At 37.1% G+C, this 12,791-nt stretch carries 15 protein-coding genes; 7 read left to right on the forward strand and 8 right to left on the reverse strand.

Features of this window, described 5'->3' with window-relative positions; genetic code table 11:
* Positions 1–21 precede the first annotated feature (21 nt).
* The 4 genes from CQZ96_RS02335 to CQZ96_RS02350 all read right to left on the reverse strand — a co-directional run bounded on the left by CQZ96_RS02335 (position 22) and on the right by CQZ96_RS02350 (position 4,622).
* Positions 22–1,221, reverse strand: coding sequence for an acyl-CoA dehydrogenase family protein (locus CQZ96_RS02335; protein ID WP_004720264.1), 1,200 nt, complete (start codon positions 1,219–1,221; stop codon positions 22–24).
* A 24-nt stretch (positions 1,222–1,245) separates the two neighbouring features.
* Positions 1,246–2,532, reverse strand: a complete 1,287-nt coding sequence (locus CQZ96_RS02340; RefSeq protein WP_171287885.1) for an acyl-CoA dehydrogenase family protein — start codon at positions 2,530–2,532, stop codon at positions 1,246–1,248.
* Between the two features lie 258 nt (positions 2,533–2,790).
* Positions 2,791–4,164 (reverse strand): ABC1 kinase family protein, encoded by a 1,374-nt coding sequence (locus CQZ96_RS02345; protein ID WP_004720267.1) that lies wholly within the window; start codon positions 4,162–4,164, stop codon positions 2,791–2,793.
* 152 nt (positions 4,165–4,316) lie between these two features.
* Positions 4,317–4,622 (reverse strand): hypothetical protein, encoded by a 306-nt coding sequence (locus tag CQZ96_RS02350; protein WP_004720270.1) that lies wholly within the window; start codon positions 4,620–4,622, stop codon positions 4,317–4,319.
* A gap of 367 nt (positions 4,623–4,989) precedes the next feature.
* On the opposite strand from CQZ96_RS02350, the gene CQZ96_RS02355 reads away from it, so the two are divergent.
* From CQZ96_RS02355 to aroC, 3 genes are all read left to right on the forward strand, one after another.
* Positions 4,990–5,373, forward strand: a complete 384-nt coding sequence (locus CQZ96_RS02355) for a lysozyme inhibitor LprI family protein (protein WP_004720273.1) — start codon at positions 4,990–4,992, stop codon at positions 5,371–5,373.
* 114 nt (positions 5,374–5,487) lie between these two features.
* Positions 5,488–6,498 carry a 50S ribosomal protein L3 N(5)-glutamine methyltransferase gene (prmB, locus tag CQZ96_RS02360; protein ID WP_004720275.1) on the forward strand — a complete coding sequence of 337 codons (1,011 nt, stop codon included), beginning with the start codon at positions 5,488–5,490 and terminating at the stop codon, positions 6,496–6,498.
* A gap of 12 nt (positions 6,499–6,510) precedes the next feature.
* On the forward strand, positions 6,511–7,605 hold the full coding sequence (aroC, locus tag CQZ96_RS02365; RefSeq protein WP_004720277.1) for a chorismate synthase: 1,095 nt from the start codon (positions 6,511–6,513) through the stop codon (positions 7,603–7,605).
* A 137-nt stretch (positions 7,606–7,742) separates the two neighbouring features.
* Here the strand turns inward: aroC and CQZ96_RS02370 are convergent, their stop codons facing one another.
* Together CQZ96_RS02370 and CQZ96_RS02375 are read right to left on the reverse strand one after the other, a co-directional pair.
* On the reverse strand, positions 7,743–8,216 hold the full coding sequence (locus CQZ96_RS02370) for a hypothetical protein (protein ID WP_004821699.1): 474 nt from the start codon (positions 8,214–8,216) through the stop codon (positions 7,743–7,745).
* Between the two features lie 129 nt (positions 8,217–8,345).
* Positions 8,346–8,825 carry a CinA family protein gene (locus tag CQZ96_RS02375; RefSeq protein WP_105712576.1) on the reverse strand — a complete coding sequence of 160 codons (480 nt, stop codon included), beginning with the start codon at positions 8,823–8,825 and terminating at the stop codon, positions 8,346–8,348.
* 465 nt (positions 8,826–9,290) lie between these two features.
* Between CQZ96_RS02375 and CQZ96_RS02380 the strand changes: the two genes are divergently transcribed.
* Entirely contained in the window at positions 9,291–9,521 is a 231-nt protein-coding gene (locus tag CQZ96_RS02380) for a hypothetical protein (RefSeq protein ID WP_035372252.1), read from the forward strand.
* An 85-nt stretch (positions 9,522–9,606) separates the two neighbouring features.
* Here CQZ96_RS02380 and CQZ96_RS02385 read toward each other — a convergent pair whose 3' ends face one another.
* Positions 9,607–10,050, reverse strand: a complete 444-nt coding sequence (locus CQZ96_RS02385) for a universal stress protein (RefSeq protein WP_004720284.1) — start codon at positions 10,048–10,050, stop codon at positions 9,607–9,609.
* A 35-nt stretch (positions 10,051–10,085) separates the two neighbouring features.
* Positions 10,086–10,547 carry a universal stress protein gene (locus tag CQZ96_RS02390; RefSeq protein WP_004720286.1) on the reverse strand — a complete coding sequence of 154 codons (462 nt, stop codon included), beginning with the start codon at positions 10,545–10,547 and terminating at the stop codon, positions 10,086–10,088.
* 371 nt (positions 10,548–10,918) lie between these two features.
* Between CQZ96_RS02390 and ureE the strand changes: the two genes are divergently transcribed.
* The 3 genes from ureE to ureG are packed head-to-tail and all read left to right on the forward strand — an operon-like array spanning position 10,919 to position 12,725.
* Positions 10,919–11,401: an urease accessory protein UreE gene (gene ureE, locus CQZ96_RS02395; protein WP_004720288.1), complete on the forward strand. Its 483-nt coding sequence runs from the start codon at positions 10,919–10,921 to the stop codon at positions 11,399–11,401.
* Positions 11,388–12,053, forward strand: a complete 666-nt coding sequence (locus CQZ96_RS02400) for an urease accessory protein UreF (RefSeq protein WP_105712577.1) — start codon at positions 11,388–11,390, stop codon at positions 12,051–12,053. Before ureE ends, CQZ96_RS02400 begins: the two co-directional genes overlap by 14 nt.
* Before the next feature lie 57 nt (positions 12,054–12,110).
* Positions 12,111–12,725, forward strand: a complete 615-nt coding sequence (ureG, locus tag CQZ96_RS02405; protein WP_004720292.1) for an urease accessory protein UreG — start codon at positions 12,111–12,113, stop codon at positions 12,723–12,725.
* The last annotated feature ends 66 nt before the right edge of the window (positions 12,726–12,791 follow it).

Below are 12,791 nucleotides of genomic sequence, written 5' to 3' on the forward strand. Positions count from 1 at the left end.
TTTACAAGTTTTACTGCAACACTATTTTAATTCACTTGAAGATTTACCCAATTCTCGACGGGCAATAATCAGCTGTTGAATCTGTTGCGTTCCCTCAAAAATATCTAGAATTTTTGAATCACGCGCCCATTTTTCTAACAATTCATCTTCGTTATAACCCACACTGGCAGCCAACTCTACACATTTTAAAGTGATTTCATTACAAATACGTCCAGCTTTAGCTTTGGCGATAGAGGCCTCACGAGAGTTTGGTTTTTTGTTATCTGCCATCCATGTGGCTTTTATAGTGAGTAAGCGTGCAGCTTCCCATTCTGCTTCCATCCGATAGATTTGTGCAGCCAAATTGGATGTTTGTAAATATGGAGTTGCATAGTCGGGATCTAGTTCATCTTTAAAGATGTCTTTAATACGTTCTAACGATGCTTTGGCACAGCCCACAGCCATGGCAGCAACAAGTGGACGGGTATTATCAAAGGTTTCCATCACGCCCGCAAAACCTTTGGCTACATCAATTTCTGCATTACCAAGTAAATTTGCTCCAGGGACACGGCAGTCAATAAAACTAATTGCCGCTGTATCGGATGCCTTAATGCCAAGTTTATGTTCAAGGCGTTCAACTTTCATTCCAGGTGTACCTTTAGGCACAACAAAAGATTTAATTGCAGCACGGCCCAATTTCTTATCTAAAGTTGCCCAAACCACGACTGAGTCAGCACGTTCCCCAGAGGTGACAAATATTTTTTCACCGTTCAGAATGTAATCATCACCATCTTTGGTTGCGGTTGTGCGAATCGCAGCAGAGTCAGAACCACAACCAGGTTCAGTAATGGCCATTGCAGCCCATGTCCCCTTAAAACGCTCAAGCTGTTCATCATTGGCAACTGCCGCAATCGCAGAATTGCCCAGCCCTTGACGAGGCATGGTCAGCAATAGGCCTGTATCGCCATAACACATTTCGATTACACCCAAGGCAGTCGACATATTGGTGCCATTTTTATTATTACTGTCGATATCGCCACGTTTATTAATTGCAGCGCCAGCATTAAGCCCATCACCACCGTCGTTCATACCATCCAGTAAAGAAGCCAGCATATCGAGTTCTTTAGGATAGGCATGTTCCGCTTTGTCGTATTTACGAGAAATTGGGCGTAAAACATTCAATGCAGTTTCGTGTGCTTGATCTAAAAGCATTTGGAATTTTTTTGGATTTTGTAAATTCATGATTTTTATCCTTTATCTTCTAAGTTAAGCGTGTAAGCCAGAATGTAGAACGGCAGTTGCACGTAAGTCGCGGTACCAACGCTCAGCCGGATGTTCCTTAGTAAAACCATGTCCACCTAAAATTTGCACACCATCTGTACCAATTTTCATAGATTTTTCTGCACAAAGTAGACGGGCTAAATACGCTTCTCTATGGAAGGGTTGTCCTGCTTCTGCAAGACTGGCAGCATTTAAAATCAGCATACGCATTGCATCAATTTCAATCGCCATATCTGCGATCATAAATGCCACACTTTGACGGTGTGAGATAGGTTCACCAAATGCAGTACGTTCATTGGCATATTTGATACTGTAATCTTTAACCGCTTCACAGCTACCAACAGCCATTGCACACCACATTAGATTGCCTAAATCTAAAAATGCAGCGTAATTAAAATCGTCGTCACCTAGACGTTGGGCAGGGGTATTGTCAAACTTCAAAGTTACCGTTTCAGTTGCTTTTAAACCCATTGCCGGTGATTTTTTCACTGTAATACTTGGATCTCGCTTTACAACGAAAACGTCCGCTTGACCCTTAAAGTCAGCACTAACAAGGAATAAATCCGCTGTTGCACCCAATAGCACTAAAGTTTTTTCTCCAGTAATGCTGAATTGTCCATTGTTGGCAGTTGCTTTAGTTTTTAAACGTAATGGATTAAATGCAGGGGTTGCTTCTTGTACTGCAAAAGTGGCTTGAATATCAGTATCATTGGCAAAATTTGCTAAATAAACAGATTGAACTTTTTCAGAACCCCATTGCGTGATTGCATTGATAACACTAAAAGTAGAGAGCAGACCTGCAGCAAGTGAGAAATCACCTTTAGCCAAGCGTTCAGCAATTAAAATATTACTCACAATATTTTTTTCAGATGCGACACCACCTAAAGCTTCAGGCAGTGCATAGTAATTTAGACCTAAATCGGTACTGTGTTGCCAAAGCTCAGCTGGAAACTTTTCCTCGTGATCCGCTTGATGAGCCAATTGATAAAGTACTTCGGAAGCAAATTGATCCATGGCATCCACCGTCATTTGCTGCTCTTCAGTCAAACTCAGATCAAATAGGGACTTTTGCTGATTGGGTAGACGTTGTTTAGTTACATTTGAATCTGATTTAAATGCTTTTTGAGTTGCGCTTAAGGTTTTAAAACCTGCTTTAGAACCTTGATAAAGAGATCTTTCAATAAATTTACGCAACTTAAACTGATCAAGTAAGTCACTACCTGCAATTTTAGTAATTAGATTTAAACCCAAACCTTGAGCTTTATTTACCATATTGGTCATGCCGAAGTCCCTGTATTTTAGTGTCGGTATACAATAATCCTGACATGCATAAAAATAAAAAACTATGTCAAAGCTGACAAAGTGATTGACCTTAGATGAATGGTTGAGTAGATGATATATTTGTTATTAATATTCTGATTTTTATTGTTTATTTTTAAATAAAAAAACCCAACATTTGTTGGGTATTGGTAAAAGTGACATTTTTAAAACTTTTACAATCTCGTTTAGCCTGTATGAAAACTAAAAAGATTAAACAAAAGGTACAATCATTTTACGAACATTGGTCTTTGCTTCAATCACCGTCATAAATGTATAAGCACCAATAAATTTACGACTGATAAACATAAATTCTTTTGGTGGAATACTGAAATAACGTGAAGCCATTGATTTTGAAGCACGTTGCATCACACGGCTATGTAGCTGGCTTTTTTTCCAGTCATAGCGGTTATGTTGATCCATCACCCCAGCAGGTAAATCTGGATTATTTAAAGGTGTACTAAATGCTTCTGTTGCTAATAAAAATACTTTTGCCATATCGGGTTTAATGCTTAAAGGCATTGCATCAAAGAACTCATAGCCCGACATCGCATTGACCATTGCTTCAGCATCGTGGTTATAACCCGCTTTGATTAAATTACAAGCTACGCGAAGTAATTGGTCATCGAACTGACGTATAGCGCCAAAATCTAACAAAATAATTTTATCTTTTATCTCTTCACCATTGCCCAAGCGAACAAGGTAATTGCCAAAGTTCGGGTCGGTTTGCATTTCGCCCCACTCAAACAATTCACGAACTGCGATTTCAAGTGATGCTTCACCTAAAAGATTACGTCGCTCTTGTGGTAAAGACAGCATGACAGGGCTGTTGATGGGTACACCACGTTCAAAGGTCATACAGAGGACTTGATTGGTACAATAGTCATCAATAATTTGTGGCACACCATAACGTGGATCTTCTTTAAGTCGCTGGCCAAAACGACGGGTTGTTGCCGCTTCAACTTTATAATCAACTTCACGATGCATCATTTCACGCACTTCATCAAACCACTGATCGAACTCACGGGTTTGTGGCACCATACGTGTCAATTTAAGCATATTTCGAAATAGGCTCATATCTGAGTCTATGGCATCAGCTACACCTGGATATTGGATTTTAAGAACCAGCTCTAATCCATCTGACTTACGTGTTGCGCGGTGAACCTGAGCCAGCGAAGCCGTACCAATCGGTTCATGATCAATGGTGAGATCGTTGAGTTTTGAACCCAATTGGCTGACCAATTGCTCTTTAATCGCAGGCCATGCAAGGGCAACTGTTTGATTATTGAGGGTGTTTAATGCTTGAGTAATTTCTTCAGGTAAAAAATGCTCGCCATAAAGCGCCATCATTTGACCGATTTTAACAATTGAGCCTTTTAGCTTGCCAATTTCTTGAACAAGGTAATTGGCTTGTTCTTTCATAGCTTGTTTACGTTTTTTTTCTTTTTCTTCTTCACTTGAAAAGATTGAACTCGCACTTGAAGCTGCCCAGCGTGTACCTGCCAATAATGATGCTTTTGCAATTGATAAGCGACGATCCATTGATGAGGTTTTTAACTGTTTGAGCTTTTCGTTCTGATCTGACATGAAGATAAAATCCTTTATAAGAGATTCGAAAAGATAAAAAGATGACTAATTGTAAGGAATATTACATGGAATGACTGTATTTAAACAGTTCAATTCGCTGAATGGGAGAATTAAAATTAATTCCATCAAAATAGCCTAAGCAATATTAAAATTTACATTCTAAATTGGATTTTAAGCTCTTTCCGGAGTATTAAACCTTGCTTATTTGAAGCAATGTAATTGATGATCAGATCTTTAACGCTTTGATTAGTAAAACCAAGTGCATAGCCCTTAACAATGATAATGCTGGGCAAGCTAAAGAAAAAATACTTTACATCGTCTAGAGAAGGCGCTTCGTAAACACCTTGTTCAGTGAGTGTTTGTTGAAAAAATTGCTTTTCAATTTTAACATTTGGAGTGGATTCATCATCCCACCATGACTGACGCATTGCCATGAGGTTATTATGTTTGTAGCTCATAAATTGACTAAATTCATAAATATTTAAAAACTTGTTGTATATATAAAGGTGAAGTGATGCAATTTCAAGTTAAGCGCTCAATCTCAGCAATTTTGCCACAAATAAGTTTATATTTTATAACCAAGCGCATTGATTTTTTTTTAAACATACAACAATAGGCTTGAAAATAAATCTAAAAAACGAGTGACATGGTGAAATAAAGTTGATTGCTTTAAATCAAGTTTTAACAATAATTTATCTGCAATGATTGTATTTAGTTTCAAATCTTTTACACTCTTTTGCATAAGGGATTGTTGCTAATCAGTGCCTTAGTTCTTTTGATTAAAAGTGTTTGAATTAAAATAATGATTTGGGATAGGGGAATTGGATGTATTTAAAGTATTGGGGTATCAGTTTAGTTGTATTATTGCCGATGCACACTCAGGCGATCGGTTATAGCTCAGACTATTTAAGCTGTATGAATTCGGCAGGTTCAAGCTCGGCAACACTTGCCAGCTGTATGAAAACTGAGTTGAGTAAGCAAGATGATCGTTTGAAATCATTATTTAAACAGACGCTGGATTTGTATACAGACAAGCAACAGAAAGCTCAAAAGAAATATCAGAAACAATGGTTTAAACTTCGTGATCAGCAGTGTGATGAGTCGAATAAATCAGTTTCTGATGATTATAAAATGAAGTATTACAATTGTGCCCTCAAACAAACAGTCAATAGAGCCAATATGTTAGAGAAACAAAGCTATCGTTTATAATGCTTTATTGCGCTATAAAATAATTGCTAAGTAAATTGTCGTAAAGCATTATAAATGTCATGCAAAACAAGGTATCATAAGGCGTTTAAAAATATGACCTTGGAGAAACCTTAAGTGGATCGACCGACTATTAGCCCTGAACATTTACAGGAAGCTGCTGAAAACCTATCAACAATTCGTGATTTTATTCGTTTTGGGGTTACAGCTTTACGTCAATACGATGCACATTTGGGTCAAGGTACAGAAGATTATTTCGCAGAAAGTTCTGCCTTGGTTTTACAAACGCTTTCTTTAGAATGGAAGGCGGATGCTGAAATTTTAGATTCAAAATTATTGCCAAGTGAAAAAGCTGAGTTTTTAAATTTACTCGAACGTCGTGTAAATGAAAGAATTCCAACCTCTTATTTACTTAACCTCTCTTATTTCTTTGGTAAGCCATTCTATGTTGATGAGCGTGTGTTAATTCCTCGTTCACCGATTGCTGAATTGATCGAAAACCGTTTTGCACCTTATTGTTTAGATGAAAATGGGCAAACTCGTGCAGGCGTGAATAATTTACCTGAAAACCCAAATCCAAAAACACCACAGCGTATCTTAGATATGTGTACGGGTTCAGGTTGTATTGCGATCGCGTTGGCATATGCATTCCCTGATTCAGAAGTAGATGCAACTGATATTTCTAAAGAAGCATTAGAAGTGGCTTCTATTAATGCGGAGCATCACAATAAGCAATATCAGGTGGCTTTGCTTGAGTCTGATTTGTTTGCCAAAATTCCAGCTGAAAATCAATATGATTTGATCGTTTCAAATCCACCCTATGTGGATGCCGAAGATATGGCTGATCTTCCAGATGAATTCCATCATGAACCTGAACTTGCTTTAGCAGCAGGCCAAGATGGTTTGGATTTAGTTCGAAAAATGTTGGCTCAAGCTGCTGATTATTTAACTGAAGACGGTTTAATCGTAATTGAAGTGGGTAACTCAGAATGGGCAATGAAACAGAATTTTAATACGATTGATTTTTACTGGTTACAGTTCCAAAAAGGCGGTACAGGTATTTTTGCTTTGACTGCTGAACAATGTCGTACATTCCGTGATTTATTTATTCAATCTATTCAAGCTTAAGGAGTCGTAAGCATGGCAGGTAACAGTATTGGACAACTCTTCCGTGTAACGACTTGTGGTGAATCTCACGGCGTAGGCTTGATGGCAATTGTTGACGGTGTGCCACCGGGTCTTGAATTATCTGCTGAAGATTTACAAATTGATTTAGATCGTCGTAAACCGGGAACGTCTAAGTTTGCCACTCAACGTAAAGAGCCAGATGAGGTTGAAATCATTTCTGGAGTTTTTGAAGGTAAAACGACAGGAACTTCAATTGGTTTATTGATCCGTAATACAGATCAAAAATCTAAAGATTATGGCAATATTGCGCAAACTTTCCGGCCAGGCCATGCGGATTATACTTATACGCAAAAGTATGGTTTCCGTGATTATCGTGGTGGCGGTCGTTCAAGTGCACGTGAAACGGCGATGCGTGTGGCAGCGGGTGCGATTGCAAAGAAATTTCTTTTTGAAAAATTTGCGATAGTGATTCGTGGTCATGTGACGCAAATTGGTACAGAAAAAGCACAAGCTTTAGATTGGAATGAAGTCCCGAATAATCCGTTTTTCTGTGGTGATGTCAATGCAGTTCCACGTTTTGAAGCGCTGGTGACATCATTACGTGAACAGGGTACCAGTTGTGGTGCAAAGCTTGAGATTCTTGCAGAAAAAGTACCTGTAGGTTGGGGTGAACCCGTATTTGATCGTTTAGATGCTGATATTGCTCATGCCATGATGTCAATCAATGCGGTGAAAGGTGTTGAAATTGGAGATGGTTTTGCAGTTGCAGAACAATTTGGTCATGAAACCCGTGATGAACTTAGCACAGATGGGTTTTTAGCCAATCATGCAGGTGGTATTCTCGGTGGTATTTCTTCAGGCCAAACCATCCGTGTAGCGATTGCGTTAAAACCAACCGCAAGTATTACTACACCAGGAAAAACCATCAATCTTGATCGTGAAGATACAGATGTACTCACCAAAGGTCGTCATGATCCTTGTGTAGGCGTGCGTGCGACACCTATTGCTGAAGCCATGCTTGCCATTGTATTGATGGATCATTTTATGCGTCACCGTGCACAAAATGCTGATGTGGTTGCACCATTTGCACCAATTGAACCTAAATAGCAAATATATTTCAGATAAGAGAAGGTATTTTAGTTTTGAAATACCTTTAATTATTAGAGTAAATTTCATAAGTTAAAGATTTTGAGTTAAAAAAACCAGACATTTTGTCTGGTTTTTTATATCTATGCTGCTCAGTCTTATTGAGTAACAATTTGGCCTGTATAACCTTTTAAGAACGTCAGATACGCAGAAGACTGTTGACCATCTGCCTTTAAGATTGAACGTTCAACATCACCCTGATTGGTTACCAATTTAAGTGAAATTTCTTTACCATTACGGAATGAGTTAAGAAAGCTGACAGGAACATTAATCGAGTTTGATGAAACTGTACCCGCATATTGTGTCGTGTTAATGGTTGAATATGTATATGGCTGACCATCCACTAAGAAGACAAATTGGGTAATATCATATTTTGTTGGATTGTTAATTTCTGCTGTGATTTTAAAGCCATCACGGACTTCATCTTTCCAACGCATAGAAAGTTCAGGGCAAACTTCATTTGCTTCACAGATTAAAGGGCCTTTTGTAACAACTCTTTCTGGATAAGAGCCAGCACAACCTGCCAAAGTTAAACATGCTAAAGAAGAAATTACCGCAAATTGAAGTTTCATACCGCTTCCTAATAAGTTCATTTGTGTTATTGATATGTTGATAATCTATGTAAAATTTACCGCTTTTTAGTTAAAAAGTGAATTAAATATTTCAGTAATTTGTATTTCAGTTAAGGCATAGCATAAATCTTAAACAAAATTTAAGATTTTTAATATTTCCTTTGCTACATTTTCAGTTAATTGATTTAAACGAGTCAACGGCTCACCTTCAATAAAATATTTAAAATTCGACAATGTGTTTTGATAATGGATTGAGATAAAAAAAGTACCTTCTGGTTTTTCAATACTAGCACTACCACCAGGTTTAAGTAAGCCTGTACAACTGACAACGATATCTGCAGCGCTAAAGAGCTTTTTCCCTTGAATTGCCATCACTTTAGAGACTTCAACTGATTCAGCGCTATATTTTTCGATGAGGGATGGATCTATCTGTAAAATTGAAATTTTAATAGAAGGGTCGTAACTGACTAAGCCACCTAATAAAATATCTGCACCACTATTTTTATAGATCGAAAATTGGCTGGATAAATAACCAGAACTTGCACTTTCAATAAATGCGACTGTTAAATTCTTTCTTTCAAGCAGATCACAACATTGTTTTAAAAGCATTGGTATGACTCTAAATTAATTATTTATATTCAATAATTTAACTATAAGTGAATTGAGAAAATCTGCAAGAAAACCAAATAAAAAATAAGCATATCGAGTCGTGAAGTTAATTATTATTTTAATATTTTTAAATATAAATCATGATGTTAGCTCTACATAGTTTATCAGAGACAAAATTAATCAAAAGAACGCTGAGTTGAAATAAGCTTGTCATATTTATTTGCCATAATGACGGCACAAACAACAAAAACCAAGAATAAGCATCAAATAACAACCACAGAAAGTTAAAAGAATAATCAGCGTAAAGTCTGTAAATATGCAGTCAACCCACTTCTCAACAGGTGGGTTTTCCTTTTTTAGGCCAATTGTAGAATTACTATGCAATATGATGAATTTTTATATTTCAAATGCGTCAAAAAGTGATATAAATAAAAATAAAGTGCATATGAAAATGGAGTGCGAATGATGAAAACGACTGTTAAGTATGTTGTCTTAAAAAGTAGAGAATATCAGCTTGGCACAGCCTTATTTGAAGAAAGTATTGAAGCCGAAGGAAATTATTTTGATCAAATACCTGAGATCATTCACTATCAAAATCATAATTTTAAAGTAAAGTCCAAAGAACTTAGCCGTAAGCAAATTTTTGATGATTTTGAAGAATCTCAAACCATTTTAGTCAAAGTTATCGCAGTTTAATAGTTTCCCAAGTTATCTCTGATATGGACATTGCATAAATAAAACCCAGCTAAACTGGGTTTTATTTATTTGGTAATTTAATCAATCACTGTTTGACAATCAATACAGGGAGTTTGGTTTGACCCAGTACATCTTGCGCAAAGCTGCCTAAGAAAAACTTTTGGAAGCCTTTACGCCCATGTGATCCCATGATAATTAAATCTGTATGTAATGATTCAGCAGTTTTAATGATGGTTTCAGCTGCAACCGAGTCTCTCACGACTTGTGTATCAATTTGAACACCTTGCTGTTCAGCCAATTGTTTGGCTTTGCTCAAACCTTCTTCCGCATTTTTAATTGCTTCTTGAATGTAATCTTTTAACATATCTGGCGAATAGTAAAAATCAGCAGCAGCAAAAGGGTCTTCAGCAACGACACTGATCGCAGTGACTTTACTTCCAAAGGCTTTTGCAATCGCAGCAGCATGTTTTAATGCAGAAAAAGAAATGTCAGAACCGTCAACTGGGACAAGAATATTTTGATAAGTCATAATCACACCTTTTTAATTAACATTTCAAATAAAAATTAAGCTTCTTCTTGGGTAGATTTAATAATCAACACAGGCAGTGGAGAAATAGACAACACTTCTTGTGCAACACTCCCTAAGAAGAATTTCTTCAGACCAGTACGTCCATGGGAACCCATCACAATAAGGTCCACATTGAGTTCATCTGCAACATCTAAAATTCCAGTAGCAGGAGGAACTTCACGCACCACTTTGGTATCTACTGTCGTTACACCATGGTGAACTAAAGTTTCTTGAATATCTTTTAAACGTGCTAAAGCATTTTTTTCAGCTTCAAATAAATATTGAGTTACAGCAGGCGCTATTTTATAAAAATCGACGCCTTTAAAAGGATCAACTGCGATCACACTCATCACAGTAATTTTACAGTTAAAAGCAAGTGCAAGTTTTTCTGCATGTTCAAGTGCAGCATAAGAAATAGGAGAGTCATCTACAGCAAGAAGGATGTGTTGATAAGCCATTATAAGTTTCTCCCTTTTTTGTCTGATTATTTATTCATTGATAACACATTGCGCTGTTAGTCGCAAATTGTCGATGAGAATTTTAGTTGATCAAAAGTGTGTTATTTCAAGCTTTTGTGAAATACACATAATTTTATTATGGTTTTATTTTGTAACGTTTAATTGTCCTGATTTTTTATTGAGATCTCGCTCATGTAAATTTGAACTCCGGTTTTAGGTTAGCGTTCTAAATATGATGCATTTTGAATTCTTACGATTCTAAAAACTGGCATGATAAATGCTTTAATTTAATGCAAACCGATATTTATGAATAAAATTTTGGCATCAATTTGGAACATTTTAAATCAAGTGCCATAGATAAGTGGATCAGTATGAAAATTTATACGCAACGTCTAGACCATATAGAGTCAAACATTGAGGCTGAAAGTATTGAATTGACTTTTGATACTCGGCAAAAGAGCCGTTTTCGTGCAACTTTAAATAATGGGCGCGATATCGGTGCGGATTTACCACGTACAGGCATTTTGCGTAGTGGTTCTTATATTGCAACTGAACAAGGTGAAGTGTTACGTGTAGATGCCAAAGCTGAAAAATTAATGCAAGTTTCGGCGCTGCATAGTTTTGACTTACTTAAAGCTGCATATCATCTGGGAAATCGCCATGTTCCGTTAATGCTTACCCCAACTGCACTTTATTTTGAACCTGATCATGTCCTTGCAGAAATGATCCAAGGTTTAGGGCTGACAGTAGATGAAGTTGAACATCCATTTGAACCTGAAAGTGGGGCATATGCACAACATCAGCATGATCATCGTTTAAGCCCGATTAAGGCTTTACATCATGTCCATCACTAACGCATCGCAACTATTAAGTCTATTGACCCTGTCATCGACAGCTTTACCGATAGGTGCATATTGTTATTCGCAAGGGGTGGAAAGTGCGATTGATCAAGGCTTGATTCATGATGAAGCAAGCAGTATTGCTTATTTTGAAGAAGTACTGGAAATGTTGCTGGTTAGGTTTGAACTCCCCGTTTTAAAACGTCTGATGCAACATTATTTAGACGAAGCTGAATTTTTAAATTGGGCTAACTTTTATAAAGCGAGCCGTGAGTCGAAAGAATTACGGGCTGAATCTCAGCAGTTGGCATTTTCTTTGAATGCTTGGATTCGTGATGTTTTAAAACAGCAACCTGAGATTAAAAAGCAGTTTGGTTTTGTCCCTGTTTATGCACATTTATGCGGAACATTAAAACTTAATCTGGTGGATGTGCTGACAGCATATAGCTTTACTGTTTTAGAAAACCAAGTGCTAGGTGCGGTTAAAACTGTCCCTTTAGGGCAAATGAGTGGTCAAAGAATTTTGTGGCATTTACATGGCTTAATTCCTCAAGCCATAGTGCGTGCCTTGGCTTTAGAAGATGATGAGTTAAGTAGTGCTTTGCCCAATTATGCGATGTTAAGTATGTCGCATGAAACTTTATATTCACGATTATTCAGATCATAAATGACACGTTTCATTCGCTATTTTTATTGAGAATGAAGCATAGAAAAGGAAAAAATGATGACAGAACGTAGCCCTTTACGTGTTGGAATAGGTGGTCCTGTTGGTTCAGGTAAAACAGCATTAACCCTGAATTTATGCCTTGCTTTACGCAACAAATATAATATGGCGGTTGTGACCAACGATATCTATACCAAAGAAGATTCTAATTTTTTAACTCGTCATGAAGCGATGTCACCAGAACGTATTGTTGGTGTTGAGACAGGTGGTTGTCCACATACTGCAATTCGTGAAGATGCTTCAATTAACTTGGCTGCAATCGATGATCTTTGTGAAAAATTTGATGGTTTAGAGCTGATTATTATCGAAAGTGGTGGAGATAATCTAGCCGCTACCTTTAGTCCCGAATTATCTGATTTAACCCTTTATGTGATTGATGTTGCAGGTGGTGAAAAGATCCCGCGTAAAGGTGGTCCCGGCATTACCAAGTCGGATTTATTGATTATTAACAAAACAGATTTAGCTCCAATGGTCGGTGCAAATCTCGATGTGATGGATCAAGATGCAAAACGCATGCGTGGTGACAAACCTTTTCTATTTTCAAATATGAAAACTCAAGATGGTTTAAAGCAAATCATTGAGTTTATTGAGAAACAAGGTTTATTTAAAGCTTAGCCCAGAGATTAAAGCTTAGTCGCGATATTAAAAATAATTGTAATTATTTGAATTGAAAAAATAATC

The organism is Acinetobacter sp. MYb10, from assembly GCF_002980175.2.
Classification (GTDB): domain Bacteria; phylum Pseudomonadota; class Gammaproteobacteria; order Pseudomonadales; family Moraxellaceae; genus Acinetobacter; species Acinetobacter guillouiae.